Consider the following 15,239-nt stretch of genomic DNA (forward strand, 5'->3'; position numbering starts at 1 on the left):
TTGCTATTGCACCCTTGCTGGCGATATTTACCGCTTGGAGAGCGGCGAAGATTAGGTTGGTGGCTGAGTAAATTCTGTTTTATGGTGCTAGGGATGGATAATGATATCGACGCCTGTTGATAATACGTCGATATTTTCTTGCCTTTTCGACGCACAATTTCCATATGTCGATATGATCGACATATCGCCAAAACGTGTCGAAATTTTTCGATTTTATCGACATGAGATCTTCACGTGTCGATGCCGTCAACATATACTCGCAACGTGTCGAAAAAAATAGGAAATATAAACATGACATGGCAGCCCGATGCGCCTTTTAATGCTATTCCCTTATTGCCGCCAGCCATAAAGGTGATGGAGTCCATTGCGGTACTAAAAGCCTGTATACCTGCCAGAGCTGCACTGGCTACGCTTAAGCAAGCTGGTGAATTGTTGCCTAATCAGGGGTTACTCATTAACTTGTTGCCATTGCTGGAAGCAAAAGACAGCTCAGAAATCGAAAATATTGTTACTACTTCAGACAAACTGTTCCAATATGCACAAGAAGACAGTCTGGCTGATCCTGCAACGAAAGAAGCACTACGCTACCGCACCGCACTTTATGAAGGGTTTATACAATTAACTCGGCGGCCATTATGCACCAATACAGCTATTGAAGTTTGTAGCCGACTAAAAGCTGTTGATATGAATATTCGCAAAGTTCCCGGTACAACGCTTAGTAATCAGGCAACGGGTGAAATTATTTATACACCGCCGGAAGGGGAATCTCAGATACGTGATTTACTCAGCAATTGGGAACAATTTCTTCATGCAGAAGATGGAATCGATCCATTAATCAAAATGGCCATTGCTCACTACCAGTTTGAAGCTATTCATCCGTTTACTGATGGTAATGGACGTACTGGCCGTATCATTAATATTCTCTATCTTATTGAACAACAGCTTTTGACGCTGCCAATTCTCTATTTAAGTCGTTACATCGTACAACATAAGAGTGATTATTATCGGTTGCTCACTCAAGTCACTGCCGCTGGTAAATGGGAAGAGTGGGTCATCTATATGTTAACCGCAGTAGAGCAAACCGCTAAATGGACTACGGATAAAATTGCTGCGGTAAGAGAACTGATTGAACATACCAGCGAGTATATCAAACAAAGCCTACCTAAGATTTACAGCCATGAGCTGGTGCAGGTGATATTTGAACAACCTTATTGCCGTATTACCAATTTGGTTGAATGTGATATTGCTAAACGTCAAACTGCTTCGGTTTATTTAAAGCAGTTGTGTGATATTGGAGTATTACGAGAAATTCAGGCCGGGAAAGAAAAGTTATTTGTTCACCCTAAACTGGTGCAGTTAATGACCAAGGATAGTAATACATTGAGTTATTACACAGTTTGAAAAGTATTCAGATCAAATTTATTAAAAACTTTTGTGAATAACTGGAAAAAATTGAAGCCGAACATGATGGACCCTGTAGTTAATTCTGTGTAATTGACTGTATTAGAGGTGATAGCTGATGTGGTCACTTCTTTTCGGCCATATAATGTGCCTGTCTTTGTTGTTCGAATGAACCTATTCAAAACAGGCAGTCACACAATTTAATTTAAGGCATCGTTAAATTCAAATAAAAGGTAATGTGCTTCTGCACTCATTCTAAATAAGATTCTAAAATAGTGCTACATCTTATACCACTCATAATTCCATATATAACAATGGGTTGAAGAAGGCCATATGTAGCAGAATTATGAAACGCTATTTAGAATTCATCTTCCGAAAATTCATTTTGGTTGTGTTCTAGTGTTTGTGGCGGAAGATTATATAAATCATCCGGTGTAATGCCACAGATTTTCTCCATAATCCTTTCAGATGACATAACTGGTTGTTTCTTATCTCTCGGAAAAGTTTTAGGATAAAATTTATCTGTATCAACCCAATCAAAATTGCGGTTTATACTGCCAATTAAAACATTACAGGTATGTTTATTACCTTTTGTTCCGCCGATTGAGTGTTGTCCTGCTGCATAGCCAATTGCATATCTTGCTATGTATGATAAGTCTTTTGCACTTAATGACGATGAAGATATCCGTTCTATAGTTTTTTCATTAAGAGTGAATTCGCGAGCCCAAGTATCACTTACGTTGTTTAGGTAATACTCAAATGCACTATAAAAATAGCCAGTGGAAATCACTTTCCAAATATAAGAAGATGCATCGAGTTTATCATTTCTCCGATCTAATTCCTCTAATAAAATCGGTAGGGCTAACAGTTTACTATCACCTACTCCATGAATATTAGTATGGAATTTAGCGTTAAATATTATGTCATTAAAATCGTTTAACTGTTTATCTTCAAAGCTATTAAAAGAAGTTTGAGACATCTTCACTAATCCATTGAGCGCTAAAGATTTGAATGTCTCTATGGTGACAGTTTTAGAAGGGAAAATATACTTTCCTGAACGATTTAACTCTTTCAATCCCCAATCATCACCACAACCATCAAGATATGAACATAACATAATGATATCTTTAGTTGAAATATCATTGATATATTTGGGAGGAATATTTTCTGGATTTAATGGATGGTTGCTCCTTGTATGTATCTTTTCTTCTAGGCTATCGATCTCATTTTTTATCTTTTGAGATCTTTCCTCATTATTTATATACTCAAGCCAAAAGTAAGCTTCATTTATATCCGCAAAATCTATCGCAGTCAAAGCTGTATTGTATGCTAAATTCGGCAAATAGCTTGTGTTATCAGTCGATAGATTTGGAGCTTCCAAGAAACGATTGGCTATTTCAATAGCATACTCTGGGTTGGATTTTATATTAAAATATGATATGAAAAATAAAAGACTTTGGCATGTATTCTCTGTGACTTTACTAAAAATAAAATTAGTAAGTTTTTTTAGAATATCGGCATTATTAGAGTTGTCTAATAATACTCTGTGAGTTTCTTCATAAAACATTAATAATTGGTTATCTGATATAGTGTCTATATCAAGATATGGCTGCTCCTCATTAAAATTTTGAGAATAGCCCATTAGACAATTAAAATAAGGCGCTATTTTTTGTTTTGTGCCAGATAAAATAAACGATTTAATTATCTGAATGTACACATTGGATGCTGTATTTGTTCTTATGAGAGAGAGAATAGTATCAACTTGCTCACTACAAATAAATTCATGTTGGTTATTTAAAAGTTTCTCAATCAAAAAGGATTTTGGTGAATCAGTGTACCTCAATAGATTAAGGATACACTGTCTTTCAATTTGGAATTTCTTTTCCTCTCTGGCAATAATCGCTTTGCAGAAATAATAGTCAGGAGAGAATTGGGCGATAATTTCTATCTGTTGTGTCAGTTTTTCGCAAAATATGATGAAGTCACCACTCATCATGAGTGTATTCGTGGTTTTTTTTGAGACAACTGGCCTTGATTTTTTCCTGCTGTTTCGCTTCTTCATAAAACAAACTCGTTTCGTGTATATAGAGCAATTATACTACCTGGTGAAAAGTTCATCAACAGTTGGCTTGCTCAATAAAATGAATGATTATTTGATTTAATGAGCCATTATGTATGCAATGGCACTCATAAGCGACTGCCATTATATAATGTCAGTTCTATCTATACCCGTTATCTTTTAAGTTGCCTCTTTGTTGGCTGCACTCACTCACCCTGGTCACATAGTTCGCTATGCTCCCGGGGATTTTCTCCCTTGCCGTCGCGATGCATTTTGAAATCCATAGGGTATATATTTTTTTATTTGTATTTTCCGCTTTAATCAAGTTTTTATATTTACACCAATCAAGAGAGATTAATGTATTTAATACTAATGTGCTACCTAGACGACTTACATACTTTTCCATTGAAGCCATACTATTCCTTTGTTAAATAATTCTATTTCAGAGCTGCTGATTAACTTCATGACTTTTCTTGGCAATCGGGAGCATTTCATGCTTTGCATAGTGTTTTTACCTTCGCCAGCTCATGATTATTAGCGAGTTGCGAAAGGCTATCGATGAATACATCCATTACTACAATAATGAGCATATTAGTCTGAAGTTAAATGGCCTGAGTCCGGTAGAGTTCCGAACTCAGACCTTGTTAGCCGCGTAATGTAACCTGTTCAACTTTATGGGGTTACGGCTATTAGGGGAATGGTTAGTTAGGCTGAGACAATGTGATATCGTCTGAAACCTTACTCTTGAATCAATTCATTGAGTATGAGGCGTTAGGTTGCGTCATTACTGGGTTTGATCTATTCAATATACACCCTTGGGTACATGCTAAATCGAGGTGTACCTCTGGGATGATTGAAATGTGTACAATCATGAAAGTTACATATTAGCGATGTGATTACTTTTTGAGTTTTTTCTTTGCTATCGTTTCTAATTGTTTGGTGCTTTTCTCTGGTGATGGTAAATCCTCTGGCATTGTTCCGCCCAACTCTTGGATCGTATCTCTAACTTTTCTTCCAACGTCAAAATGAGTCTGGTTTGCTTGTGTTTTGGTTTTTACGTTATCTCGTCTCAGCTTTTCCTCGGCTTGGGTTGCTCTAAACAAGTTAGCAGCAAGCTCTGTTGACCCCATGTGATCTAATATTCGTTGTGATTTTTTTAAGCCTTTTCGTTGGTGGATTGCTTTCTGGTCTAGTCCACCGTATAAACCTTGGTAGCCGTGATTTTGGAAAATGGCAAAATCAATATTTGTTTCTACGCCTGCTCGCTGGGCTGTTTCAACTAACTGCTTGTTATGCTCTTTTAGCTCATTACGCAGGAATAGCCGCTTTTCATCTTCTCGTAGTCTTTTAAATGTCGCATCATCTGCTAGCTCTTGCCGCCTAGTTTGAATCGCAAAATATGTCTGCCCTGCCGCTATCACTGGCTTGCTAGGATCGCCATTTTGTACAACGAGATAGCAGGCATAGCGAGACAGTATTACATCCTTTAATTTTCTTTGTGCACCTGAGCCAATATTGACCATATCGAGGGCATCCTCGAAATGGTCTTCAATATTGTGTCCGCTATGGGAGCAGGCTTCTTTAGCTCGTTCTAAAACAGGCGTGAAGTGACGGTACTCTGAATATTCAAGAAGCTTAGAAAGCTCTCTAGCCGACCAGAATTCGATATCAGATTCATCAATTCTTTTTATTTCTTCAAATGGCTGGTGGTGTTGCTCCATGTATCGAACCTCTCATATTTGTAGTGGTATAGATTGATAATACGGATAGCTTACCTTTAGTGTAATTCAAATACTGTTATGCCATCCAAGAATAACCCTCTCCGTAATCTCACCGTGGCTATCGAACTACCGGAAAATCCTCGGTAGTTGAACCTCTGCATTATTTTGTTACCTTTCACTTTATTAATCATTTTCTTTGTCGTTATCTGATATCCCCACAATCAATGAAGTGAAGTCAGTACACTAAACGCACTGAGCTAATGACTGACAACGAATATCGTCGGAAGTGAATAGAAGAACTGGGCTCACCATTCTGTTACTCATTGTTTTCATGGCAGAGCTTAAAATTAAGCCCTGCAAATTCAGTGAGTAGGTTGGTACGTTTAACGTTCTGAGCTATAGGAGTCGCGACGTATTGCGTCGGAACCTATTGAGTGATTGAGGAGACAGCTAACTGATATCCTTGCCAATAAGAAGATCCCCCCATAACAGTGATCACCTGACCTTTCCGCAATAGCATCACCGACAGCGCCATTTCATCAAAGCCCACTACACGCAGCGGGTAATCACTGCGCTTTTCACTCTGTGCCTGCATGGTAGCGACTGCCATCACTTTATCTGTTTGGCACTTAATACGCCTAGGCGCTACGGTTACCTTCCCTGTGACCGTGGCGATTATCGATGATGCGTTCTTTTGCTTTCTTTGTGCCATCCTTTTCTTTTTGTGCTCCACTCAATGAGGATCGCAAATTAACCGCGTCGCTAAATGATACGCGCATATTATGACCAGATTGCAAATATGCCGTGTGACTATATTTCAATGGGTTAGGTAACTGACCCGAAATTATCGGGGCAGCCGAAGTGAGGACTTCAAAAGTAGGACTCCTTAACCTCAAGGAGTCTACGCAGTTAACAATGATCATCACTCTGCTTCTTCCAAAAGGTCAGGCTGGTATGTTCTCCACAGTTCCCGTCCTTCTTTATTTAAGCTGGCTAGTTCTCCTTTGCATGATTGAAGATCGCGCCCACGTTGAGACGCAATTGCTTTGTATTCGTTCTGTCGCCGGGTGAAGTCGTTCAGCGCGGCAAATGGCACACCATAAGAACCCGTTTTGCGGATAGACGGGATAACCTCACGGAATACCCAATTAGCGAATCTATGGGCAAACGTTCCTTGCTTGGTGGCCTTGCGGCTACGAGTGATTAGTTTGTAAAAACCAGACTCTGAAATGCCAGCTCGTTTTGGATTTCCCTGAATACCATAATTTAAAGTTACAGTATTTTTTTCATCCAAATCTAAAGCCTTTAGAGCTTTACTTGGGTTCGTGATCCCCAAAGCCTTACACACGTCCGCAGCAATAAACCACGGCTCATTGTTATTTTTGAAAATTCGAACCTGTACACACTCAAATTTAATAAATGAGATATCCGCTGAGTCGATATTCAAAATAGGTTCTTGACTGTTTTCAGAGTGAACAAGTCCCTGACCGATTAAGGCCATATTTTTGGATGTCATGTTTATTACTCCGTTATTCGGTAGGGTACAGAGACAAAATTAATTCAGCTTGTGATTCAGATATGCCCTCATATCCACCAGCTTGAACGCGTTTATTAACAAGACTGACAATCTTTTGTGCGTCCTGCTGGTAGCGAATACGATAGCGATAATGGCTACGTTTCTTTGGTGTCCGTTTGGTTATAATGGTGGGGCAATTTTCAATATCTGAAATATTTAAGCCGCCACCACAAGGGCGGTTTTTTTTCATCTTATGCCACCTCTCGTTGTGCTTTTTTAGACTCCACCCATGCGCGGATCTCTGCTGCGTCAAAAACTGAAAAACCCTCTTCAAGCTCAAAGGGTAATGGTAGTTTTCCAGCTTTAACCCATCGGTTAAGAGTTGCGTCAGATATACCTAAAAAGTCGGCTGTATGACGTTTACGAGCGTTTCCGCTGGTGGGATAAGGAGTAATACTTTTAGTGCGTGGATTGCGTTTGCGCTGGTATTCCATGATTTGCCTAGCTCTTCTCTGTTGGTAACTAGGCATATTTAAGAATTGTTTTGTTAAATTGTCATCGCAACGAAAAATGAGTTTTCGGTGCGAAATTAATTAACTGATTTTAAACGTTTATTTGCTTCTGAGAAATATTTATCAAGAGTTCTCGCACTGATAGGACAGGTTTTCTCTAACTCTCCTTTTAGTGCGTCTTGAGTCCAGCGTTTTGATTCTGGTTTAGCTTTTTTTAAGGCTGATAGCATTGATCCAATAATCAGCAAACTATCGTCTAATGCAAGCGCGGCTTCTCCATCATTTAGAACTGATTGCTCCAACTTTTCTATATGTTCTCTACGACAAATAAACTCAACATCACCCAGCCCATCATCGGGGTAGAAGAAATTATGGTAATTCTTATAATCCACAAATTCATTTTTAACAGAGTCAAATAAGGCTAATTCTTTATCGTTATATTCAAGTGTGAGTTTGTTGAAGCTCGCTAATATATTAACCATACCAAACTTCGTATTTAAAAACGCCCCTTCGATGTTTACGTACTCGCGTGGCGAGCGGCTCTGAGCTGTATCAAATGTGTGCATAACATCTAACTCTTCTGCGCCAATCATCGGTAAATCATATATTCCGTGAGGTAATTTAAAAGCCACGTCTTCCCTCTCTATTTCTTCATATTCATGATCAAGCTGTTCATTTGTATAAAAACGCTCTCCTACCAGCATATTTAGAACAGCACCTTCGTTAGTGGTTGATTTAATACAATCGCTAAATTGTTTTCTCATTGTCGTTTTTATTAGTTTAGCTTTTACGGCATATACTGATTTATCTAATAAAACAGATATCATTAATCGTTTATCTAATGCTAAAGATAGGCAATCAGCTATCGATATTTCTTCTTCAAACGAACTGGTTAATCTTCGGGCTGTCTCTCCTAAAGTAAACCATTCCTTTAGTTTAAATAACTTCTTCATCACGTCACCTTTTACGCGCCTTAAAGATAACCGTATCAGGTGGGTAAGGCTTCCCCACTTTTCGCCCCGTCGAGCTAGATACGGCTAGTTTTGTTATTTTGCTTTTCGTGTAACCATCGGGATCACGTTGTAATCTTCGCCTTTTTCTAGTGCTACCAGCAAATCACACCATTGAGTTAATGCCGCCTTGCGCTCGTCGAAATAATCATGTCTGTTATAGATGTCCTCAACGCCTTCAATAGGATGATCAACTCTTCTCTGGTTAGCCATCTGTCGCGTGATACTTCTTTTCCACCAGCATCAGCAACCTCAAATGCTGAACAGGGATTTACGTCAATGATCTGACGCCTGATACCATAATCAAATATACGCCTAATCCATCGCAGAACGTCTGTTGCTATAGTGAGTGCGCCTCTATCAACGATGCTATTTAGAATTTCATCAATATGACGGGGCTTCACGTCCTCCAGCTGCATATGACCAATGCGAGGGTTAATGTCTTTATCTATTCTTCTGCGGAGTATGTCAGGGTGTTTCCAGCGTGGCAGTATCTGGCGTTCAAAATATTCAGTCGCTAGGTCTGATACCTTGATAGCGTTCTTCTCAGCTTCAATCTTTGCCAGTGCTTCGGCTTTGCGTTCCTGCTTTTCGCCAGAACGTCATAGCTCAAAACAACACGGGCTGATAGCTATCTGGTTAACTCTCGTGCTTTGGCTAGGGATAGGTTGGCGTACGTTCCCAAATTCATGGTTCTAGACTTTCCAGCTAATTTATATCTGAAACGCCATGATGGAATTCGGCCATTTTCTCTAAAGCGTAAATATAGCCCGTTGCCGTCCGCTTTCCCTTCGAACCTTTCGCCTGACTTTATCCATGCCCTGATTTCTTTATCTGTGAATTTAGGCATTTGTGCAATTTCCAGTATGAAATAGGGGGTGTACCCAAAATGGTTTTTTGAATGCGCTTTGGGTACACGCTAATCATGCGCTACTGTGATTCGCTCTGCAATGCTATGATAGTAAAAAAGTCAGATATAACAAAGTATATACTGGCTTTATGATTTGTTCTGATATGCTAAGAAACGTCACTCAATATTCTGAATCTGCTCCCTCATCTGCTCAATCAGCACCTTCAATTCAATAGCGGAATTAGTGATATCGGCGTTGATAGATTTGGAGGCAAGCGTATTAGATTCTCGGTTGAATTCCTGCATCATAAAATCCAGACGGCGGCCGACGGCTTCTTTTTTCTTCAAAATATTACGGGTTTCTTTGACGTGGGCATCGAGGCGATCTAACTCTTCTGCCACATCAAGGCGTTGGGCCAGTAAAACCAATTCTTGCTCAAGACGGTTATTTTCAAGCTGTACCTGCGCTTCTTCCAGTTTGGTTTGCAGGCGTTCCCGTTGCCATTGCATGATTTCAGGCATTTGTTGGCGAACTTTACTGACTTCTTCGGTTACTGCGTCCAAACGTTGTTCAATCATCATCTTGAGTGCATTGCCTTCGGCTTCACGGCTTTGAATAAAGGCATCCAGTGTTGTGTCCAGCTCTGCCAGCAATTGAGTGCTAATAGCATCTAAGTCTTGCTCTTCTGCTGCCATAACGCCAGGCCAACGCAGAATATCAACAGGGTTGATTTCACCTTCATTGCTCTGTTGTTTGACCCAGTTTGCTGAGTTTACTAGCTGTTTTGCCAAAGTTTCATTCAGGATAAGTTCGCCTTGAGCGCGTGAATCCAGTTCAAAACGCAGGTTACACTCAACTTTTCCGCGAGTCAGACGGGAACGAATACGTTCACGGATCACCGGTTCCAAGCTTCTGAATTGTTCTGGTAGGCGAATATAAGTTTCTAAATAACGCTGATTAACGGAGCGTAGTTCCCAGGCTGCATTTCCCCATTCACTTTTGATATCTCGCCGTGCAAAAGCAGTCATACTACGGATCATGATTCGTTCCCAATTTAAACAAAAGATTAAGAGATTATAACGCTCGTTGTAGATGCAGGATAGGCATTAGCCCGGTTAGGCCGTATAATGCGCCCCCAATAATGATCTAACAACGGAGATAACACTATGCGCCCAACAGGAAGAGCGGCAGAACAAGTGCGTCCTATCACTATAACCCGTCATTATACTAAGCATGCGGAAGGCTCGGTTCTAGTAGAGTTTGGCGAGACGAAAGTGTTATGTAATGCGTCCGTTGAAGAAGGGGTTCCTCGTTTCTTGAAAGGTCAGGGGCAAGGTTGGGTTACCGCTGAATATGGCATGTTACCGCGTTCTACTCATACCCGAAATGCTCGTGAAGCAGCTAAAGGCAAACAGGGCGGACGTACGATGGAAATCCAACGTTTAATTGCCCGTTCGTTGCGCGCCGCGGTTGATCTGAAAAAACTGGGTGAACACACCATTACACTGGATTGTGATGTTATTCAGGCTGATGGCGGTACTCGTACAGCTTCTATTACGGGGGCTTGTGTCGCGCTGGTTGATGCGTTGAATAAAATGGTGGAAGCAGGCAAGTTGAAAGAGAGTCCTCTGAAATCAATGGTTGCTGCGGTCTCTGTTGGCATTGTGGGTGGCGAAGGTCGTTGTGATCTGGAATATGTGGAAGATTCCGCCGCTGAAACTGATATGAATGTCGTGATGATGGAAGATGGCCGAATGATTGAAGTGCAAGGCACTGCGGAAGGCGAGCCATTTAGTCATGATGAATTGTTATCCTTATTGGCCCTTGCCAAGGGTGGGTTAGAGGACATTTTTGCAGCGCAGAGAAATGCATTAAAATAATAAGTTGATAAAGGCGACGGAGTAGTCGCCTTTTTTGTGCCTGTTGTATGGCGATAACTTTGACTAAGAGAGGAGAGACACCAATGAAAGCCTATCAGCGCGAATTTATCGAGCTTGCGCTAAGAAAACAGGTACTGAAATTTGGGGAATTTACCCTGAAATCAGGACGTAAAAGCCCGTATTTTTTTAATGCCGGGCTGTTTAATACTGGGCGTGATTTGGCGTTAATCGGGCGTTTTTATGCAGCCGCATTGTTGGATAGCGGTATTCAGTGCGATTTGTTATTCGGACCCGCTTACAAGGGGATTCCAATTGCAACGACAACGGCAGTTGCATTGGCAGAGCATCATGATATTGATATGCCATATTGTTTTAACCGTAAGGAAGCTAAAAATCATGGCGAAGGCGGTACTTTGGTTGGTAGCTCACTTAAAGGTAATGTTGTTCTGGTTGATGATGTTATTACCGCAGGCACAGCTATCCGTGAATCTATGGAGATTATCAAGCAGCATAATGCGACACTTGCCGGCGTGATGATTTGTCTTGATCGTCAGGAACGTGGGAGTGGTGAAATCTCGGCAATTCAGGAAGTGGAAAGAGATTATGGCTGCAAAGTATTTTCTATTATTACCTTAAATGATTTGATTAATTATTTGAGTGGTCAGCCAGAGATGAAAGATCATCTGGATGCGGTAAAAGCCTATCGTGCGCAGTACGGTATCTGATAGATAAGCTTTAAAAAAAGCCCTCGCCCAATAACGGGCGGGGTGAGTAGTAGAACAACTTATTGTAACTGAGCCAATAATAATGGCCAGCGTGCTTCAAATTCCTGCGTTGGACGATAGTGGAACTCAGAGCGTACAAAACGTGATAGCATCCCTTCACAAAACGCGAGTAACTGGGAAGCTAATAACGACTCATCATAACTGAAACCTTTCCCATCACGTAATTTTTTCTCTTTTAAAACTTGACGGATCTGTACTTCAATTCGTTCAAATAACTGATTTATGCGCCCTTGAAGCCGGTTTTGTTCAAACATTAGAGCATGACCGGTCATGATGCGGGTCAGACCGGGATTTTTTTCTGAAAAACCTAGAATCAGGATCAATATCAGGCGAATACGAGTCGTGGTATCTTTCTCGTCTTGCAGAATCAGGTTAATTCGTGAAATTAATGAGTCTTCAATGAACTCGATCAAGCTGTCAAACATCCGGGTTTTACTAGGAAAATGCCGGTATAGGGCAGCTTCGGAAACGCCTACGTTGGCGGCCAGTTTAGCGGTAGTGATTCGATAGCTGCCATCACTGGATTGCAACATGTGCGCCAGCGCTTGTAAGATTTCCTCGCGCCTGTTTCTTTTCTTTGTATTTTCGTTTTCTGCCATGTCTGACAAGACCTTTGTTAAGAACAGCAAAACAAATAGATCAGTAATTCTCCGCTCAACGGTATGTTGAGCAAAGAATATGATAATGGGTTATACCCGTCATCTTTCAAGTTGCCTCTTTGTTGGCTGCACTCGCTCACACCGGTCACATAGTTATCTATGCTCCCGGGGATTCACTCCCTTGCCGCCGCGATGCATCTTGAAATCCATAGGGTATAAACGGTATGGTCTTACAGAGATTTATTGGCGACCGGAATGACCAAAACCACCGCTTCCTCTTTCGCTGGCTTCAAAATCTTCTACCAGATTGAATTCAGCCTGGACGACGGGTACAAAAACCATCTGAGCGATACGTTCGCCTGGCTGGATGGTGAAAGTTTTATCACCACGATTCCAGACGGAAACCATTAGCTGACCTTGGTAATCAGAATCGATCAAACCCACCAGATTACCCAGAACGACGCCATGTTTATGTCCAAGACCGGAGCGGGGCAGAATAACGGCTGCCAATTGTTCATCGCCAATATGAATAGCAAGCCCAGTTGGAAGCAGTTCTGTTTGGCCTGGAGCCAGTTCCACCGCATTATCCAAGCAAGCCCGCAAATCTAAACCTGCGGAGCCTGGCGTGGCGTAAGTAGGCAAAGGAAATTCCTCCCCGATACGTGGGTCAAGAATTTTAACGTCGATTTTTTTCATCATAGCGTTTGACTATCTCGTCTAATAAATGGTGGCTAAGTAATAACTTATTACTATGAGGTAAGCGGATTTCTCCCTCATGCCAGAACAAATGTAATGCATTAGTATCACTGTTAAAGCCGTGGCCGGTAAGGGATACATCATTGGCACAAATCAGATCCAAATGTTTTTGGTTCAGTTTTTTTCGTGCGTATTCTTCCACATTCTGGGTTTCAGCCGCAAATCCAACCACAAAAGGGCGGTTTTCTTGCATTGCGGCTACATTGGCAACAATATCCGGATTTTTGATCAGGGTAAAAGTAATCTCATCACCCTGTTTTTTAATTTTTTCCGCGGCAATCTGTTTAGCGCGATAGTCTGCAACCGCGGCGCAGCCAATGAAAATATGCTGTGAACCCGCTACTGCCTGTACTTGTTCATTCATTTCCAAGGCGCTGGCGACGTCGATTCGTTTGACTCCCGGTGGTGTCGGTAAATTAACGGGGCCTGTGATAAGGGTGACTTCCGCCCCACGTGTTGCCGCAGCCTGAGCGATAGCAAACCCCATTTTGCCGGAGCTGTGATTGCTGATAAAGCGAACGGGGTCCAATGCTTCCCGGGTTGGTCCGGCGGTAATAGCAAGCTTTAGGTGAGCTAAGTCTTGGCTGGATTGAAAATGTTGTTCAGCGAGTTCAACAATCGCCATAGGGTTTAGCATCCTGCCGGGACCAACGTCGCCACAAGCTTGGCTGCCGTTATCCGGCCCCCACAAAAGAACCCCCCGTTCTTCAAGAAGTTTGAGATTATGTTGTGTTGCCTGAGCTCGAAACATCTGTTGATTCATTGCGGGCACTGCGGCAATTGGGGCTGAGGAGGCTAGGCAGACAGTGGTTATGAGATCATTTGCCATACCGACTACCAGGCGCGCTAGTAAATCAGCGGTAGCAGGGGCGAGAATAATTAGATCGGCCCATTTGCCAAGTTCAATATGTCCCATAGCCGCTTCTGCCGCCGGATCTAACAAGTCGTCGAAAACGGGATAACCAGAAACCGCCTGCAATGTCATTGGTGTAATAAACGCTTCTGCTGCGGGTGTCATCACTACACGTACTTGTGCGCCGCGATCACGTAGGCGGCGTACCAGCTCGGGAGTTTTGTAAGCGGCTATCCCTCCGCTGATACCGAGCACAATCTGTTTGCCGGAAAGTCCTGCCATCATGATTGTCCGAATATTAAGTTGCAAGGGGCCAAGATTTTATCACAAGAGATTACAGAGTTGAGCAGAGTCTGAACTTTGATTGTAAAAAAGGATAAATTTGCGAGCGGCTACGCAGCTCCTAAATATGATATTCGCCCTGATGTTTAAGGCATGGAATACTGTTTGTATCAGGTAAAACAGAGCGGGGAGATGAATATATGGAATTTAATGTTGCTGAAAATACAGGAGAAATATATTCAAATTTAGCTCCCAGAGAAAAGTTGTTGGCTTATGGTTCAGTTTCTCTGACAGATGCTGAGTTACTGGCTATTTTTTTACGTACCGGGACCAGAGGACTTCCTGTTTTACGAATGGCTGAATTTCTATTGAAAGAATTTGGGTCTCTGTACCATTTACTCTCTGCTGATTATGACACTTTTTGTTCTCATAAAGGAATGGGATTAGCCAAGTATGCACAATTACAGGCTATTGCAGAACTGGCAAAGCGTTTTTTTTCCAGCCAGTTCATGCATGAAGATATTATGAGTAGTCCAAGTGTGACTCAAGAGTATTTGCAAAATCTATTATCGGGGCGTGATAGGGAAATATTTGTTGTGTTGTTTCTCAATAACCAAAATAGAGTCATTTGTCATGAGGAGATGTTTAAAGGCACCATTAATAAAGTTGAAGTTCATCCTCGTGAAATTGTCCGATCGGCGATAAAGGTGAATGCTTCATCCGTTATTTTGGCTCATAATCATCCATCAGGTCATGCAGAGCCGAGTTTGGCAGATAAGATTGTTACAGATAAAGTGATTGATGCTTGTAATTTGGTTGGTATAAAAGTGCTGGATCATCTGGTTATTGGCCGACAATGTTGTGTCTCGTTTGCTGAGCGAGGATGGATTTAGCTAACTTTTTCAAGATCCTTGTGGATCTTTGGTTGTGCGGGACTTGAGCGTCAGCGATTGAGGGCGTATACTACGCCACCTTTGAGGATCTTTGGTTTGGCGAGAAGAGCCTATCTCAGCA

Annotated in this window: 17 protein-coding genes and 2 pseudogenes; 5 read left to right on the top strand and 14 right to left on the bottom strand. The window is 41.6% G+C overall.

What is annotated here, in order from left to right; translation table 11 throughout:
- Positions 1–291 precede the first annotated feature (291 nt).
- Positions 292–1,401, top strand: coding sequence for a protein adenylyltransferase Fic (gene fic / locus Phpb_RS01410; RefSeq protein ID WP_065388842.1), 1,110 nt, complete (start codon positions 292–294; stop codon positions 1,399–1,401).
- A gap of 358 nt (positions 1,402–1,759) precedes the next feature.
- On the opposite strand, the gene Phpb_RS01415 is transcribed toward fic, so the two are convergent.
- Complete coding sequence (locus tag Phpb_RS01415; protein ID WP_065388843.1) at positions 1,760–3,463, bottom strand: hypothetical protein; 1,704 nt, start codon at positions 3,461–3,463, stop codon at positions 1,760–1,762.
- Positions 3,464–4,002: 539 nt separating this feature from the next.
- Between Phpb_RS01415 and Phpb_RS23280 the strand changes: the two are divergent.
- Positions 4,003–4,116: pseudogene (locus Phpb_RS23280) on the top strand (IS3 family transposase); the annotation flags it as partial.
- 240 nt (positions 4,117–4,356) lie between these two features.
- On the opposite strand, the gene dinD reads toward Phpb_RS23280, so the two are convergent.
- The 10 genes and pseudogenes from dinD to Phpb_RS01460 form a co-directional block, all read right to left on the bottom strand.
- Positions 4,357–5,181 (bottom strand): DNA damage-inducible protein D, encoded by an 825-nt coding sequence (gene dinD, locus Phpb_RS01425; protein WP_065388845.1) that lies wholly within the window; start codon positions 5,179–5,181, stop codon positions 4,357–4,359.
- A gap of 427 nt (positions 5,182–5,608) precedes the next feature.
- Complete coding sequence (locus Phpb_RS26460; RefSeq protein ID WP_240492376.1) at positions 5,609–5,791, bottom strand: hypothetical protein; 183 nt, start codon at positions 5,789–5,791, stop codon at positions 5,609–5,611.
- Between the two features lie 28 nt (positions 5,792–5,819).
- Complete coding sequence (locus Phpb_RS26465; protein ID WP_240492377.1) at positions 5,820–5,960, bottom strand: hypothetical protein; 141 nt, start codon at positions 5,958–5,960, stop codon at positions 5,820–5,822.
- Positions 5,961–6,103: 143 nt separating this feature from the next.
- Positions 6,104–6,697, bottom strand: a complete 594-nt coding sequence (locus Phpb_RS01435; protein WP_065388847.1) for a BRO-N domain-containing protein — start codon at positions 6,695–6,697, stop codon at positions 6,104–6,106.
- Positions 6,698–6,710: 13 nt separating this feature from the next.
- Positions 6,711–6,947, bottom strand: coding sequence for a hypothetical protein (locus Phpb_RS01440; RefSeq protein WP_065388848.1), 237 nt, complete (start codon positions 6,945–6,947; stop codon positions 6,711–6,713).
- A gap of 1 nt (position 6,948) precedes the next feature.
- On the bottom strand, positions 6,949–7,191 hold the full coding sequence (locus Phpb_RS01445; RefSeq protein WP_065388849.1) for a helix-turn-helix transcriptional regulator: 243 nt from the start codon (positions 7,189–7,191) through the stop codon (positions 6,949–6,951).
- 95 nt (positions 7,192–7,286) lie between these two features.
- On the bottom strand, positions 7,287–8,162 hold the full coding sequence (locus Phpb_RS01450; protein WP_065388850.1) for a hypothetical protein: 876 nt from the start codon (positions 8,160–8,162) through the stop codon (positions 7,287–7,289).
- A gap of 93 nt (positions 8,163–8,255) precedes the next feature.
- Complete coding sequence (locus Phpb_RS27635; RefSeq protein ID WP_476742264.1) at positions 8,256–8,432, bottom strand: hypothetical protein; 177 nt, start codon at positions 8,430–8,432, stop codon at positions 8,256–8,258.
- Positions 8,381–9,069, bottom strand: a pseudogene (locus Phpb_RS01455) (tyrosine-type recombinase/integrase); the annotation flags it as partial. The gene Phpb_RS27635 and the pseudogene Phpb_RS01455, both read right to left, overlap by 52 nt.
- A 177-nt stretch (positions 9,070–9,246) precedes the next feature.
- On the bottom strand, positions 9,247–10,110 hold the full coding sequence (locus tag Phpb_RS01460) for a YicC/YloC family endoribonuclease (protein WP_065388851.1): 864 nt from the start codon (positions 10,108–10,110) through the stop codon (positions 9,247–9,249).
- A 126-nt stretch (positions 10,111–10,236) separates the two neighbouring features.
- Between Phpb_RS01460 and rph the strand changes: the two genes are divergently transcribed.
- Complete coding sequence (gene rph, locus Phpb_RS01465) at positions 10,237–10,950, top strand: ribonuclease PH (protein ID WP_065388852.1); 714 nt, start codon at positions 10,237–10,239, stop codon at positions 10,948–10,950.
- Positions 10,951–11,033: 83 nt separating this feature from the next.
- On the top strand, positions 11,034–11,675 hold the full coding sequence (gene pyrE, locus Phpb_RS01470; RefSeq protein WP_065388853.1) for an orotate phosphoribosyltransferase: 642 nt from the start codon (positions 11,034–11,036) through the stop codon (positions 11,673–11,675).
- Between the two features lie 59 nt (positions 11,676–11,734).
- On the opposite strand, the gene slmA is transcribed toward pyrE, so the two are convergent.
- From slmA to coaBC, 3 genes are all read right to left on the bottom strand, one after another.
- Complete coding sequence (gene slmA, locus Phpb_RS01475) at positions 11,735–12,334, bottom strand: nucleoid occlusion factor SlmA (protein ID WP_065388854.1); 600 nt, start codon at positions 12,332–12,334, stop codon at positions 11,735–11,737.
- A gap of 240 nt (positions 12,335–12,574) precedes the next feature.
- Positions 12,575–13,033: a dUTP diphosphatase gene (dut, locus tag Phpb_RS01480; protein WP_065388855.1), complete on the bottom strand. Its 459-nt coding sequence runs from the start codon at positions 13,031–13,033 to the stop codon at positions 12,575–12,577.
- The gene (coaBC, locus tag Phpb_RS01485; RefSeq protein ID WP_065388856.1) at positions 13,011–14,228 is read right to left on the bottom strand and encodes a bifunctional phosphopantothenoylcysteine decarboxylase/phosphopantothenate--cysteine ligase CoaBC; all 1,218 of its coding nucleotides are present in this window, start codon (positions 14,226–14,228) and stop codon (positions 13,011–13,013) included. Before coaBC ends, dut begins: the two co-directional genes overlap by 23 nt.
- 197 nt (positions 14,229–14,425) lie before the next feature.
- Here coaBC and radC point away from each other — a divergent pair, with 197 nt between their 5' ends.
- Complete coding sequence (gene radC, locus Phpb_RS01490; protein ID WP_036811187.1) at positions 14,426–15,118, top strand: RadC family protein; 693 nt, start codon at positions 14,426–14,428, stop codon at positions 15,116–15,118.
- Positions 15,119–15,239: the final 121 nt, after the last annotated feature.

Origin of the sequence: Photorhabdus namnaonensis (assembly GCF_001684335.1) — a bacterium.
Taxonomy (GTDB): Bacteria; Pseudomonadota; Gammaproteobacteria; order Enterobacterales; family Enterobacteriaceae; genus Photorhabdus; species Photorhabdus namnaonensis.

Coding starts and splice junctions, on each gene's coding strand:
- Phpb_RS26460 (WP_240492376.1), bottom strand. CDS start 5,791: ATGGCAGTCGCTACCATGCAGGCACAGAGTGAAAAGCGCAGTGATTAC.
- Phpb_RS01445 (WP_065388849.1), bottom strand. CDS start 7,191: ATGGAATACCAGCGCAAACGCAATCCACGCACTAAAAGTATTACTCCT.
- Phpb_RS01460 (WP_065388851.1), bottom strand. CDS start 10,110: ATGATCCGTAGTATGACTGCTTTTGCACGGCGAGATATCAAAAGTGAA.
- fic (WP_065388842.1), top strand. CDS start 292: ATGACATGGCAGCCCGATGCGCCTTTTAATGCTATTCCCTTATTGCCG.
- Phpb_RS27635 (WP_476742264.1), bottom strand. CDS start 8,432: ATGGCTAACCAGAGAAGAGTTGATCATCCTATTGAAGGCGTTGAGGAC.
- Phpb_RS01415 (WP_065388843.1), bottom strand. CDS start 3,463: ATGAAGAAGCGAAACAGCAGGAAAAAATCAAGGCCAGTTGTCTCAAAA.
- Phpb_RS26465 (WP_240492377.1), bottom strand. CDS start 5,960: ATGCGCGTATCATTTAGCGACGCGGTTAATTTGCGATCCTCATTGAGT.
- pyrE (WP_065388853.1), top strand. CDS start 11,034: ATGAAAGCCTATCAGCGCGAATTTATCGAGCTTGCGCTAAGAAAACAG.
- rph (WP_065388852.1), top strand. CDS start 10,237: ATGCGCCCAACAGGAAGAGCGGCAGAACAAGTGCGTCCTATCACTATA.
- dinD (WP_065388845.1), bottom strand. CDS start 5,181: ATGGAGCAACACCACCAGCCATTTGAAGAAATAAAAAGAATTGATGAA.
- radC (WP_036811187.1), top strand. CDS start 14,426: ATGGAATTTAATGTTGCTGAAAATACAGGAGAAATATATTCAAATTTA.
- Phpb_RS01440 (WP_065388848.1), bottom strand. CDS start 6,947: ATGAAAAAAAACCGCCCTTGTGGTGGCGGCTTAAATATTTCAGATATT.
- slmA (WP_065388854.1), bottom strand. CDS start 12,334: ATGGCAGAAAACGAAAATACAAAGAAAAGAAACAGGCGCGAGGAAATC.
- Phpb_RS01435 (WP_065388847.1), bottom strand. CDS start 6,697: ATGACATCCAAAAATATGGCCTTAATCGGTCAGGGACTTGTTCACTCT.
- dut (WP_065388855.1), bottom strand. CDS start 13,033: ATGATGAAAAAAATCGACGTTAAAATTCTTGACCCACGTATCGGGGAG.
- coaBC (WP_065388856.1), bottom strand. CDS start 14,228: ATGATGGCAGGACTTTCCGGCAAACAGATTGTGCTCGGTATCAGCGGA.
- Phpb_RS01450 (WP_065388850.1), bottom strand. CDS start 8,162: ATGAAGAAGTTATTTAAACTAAAGGAATGGTTTACTTTAGGAGAGACA.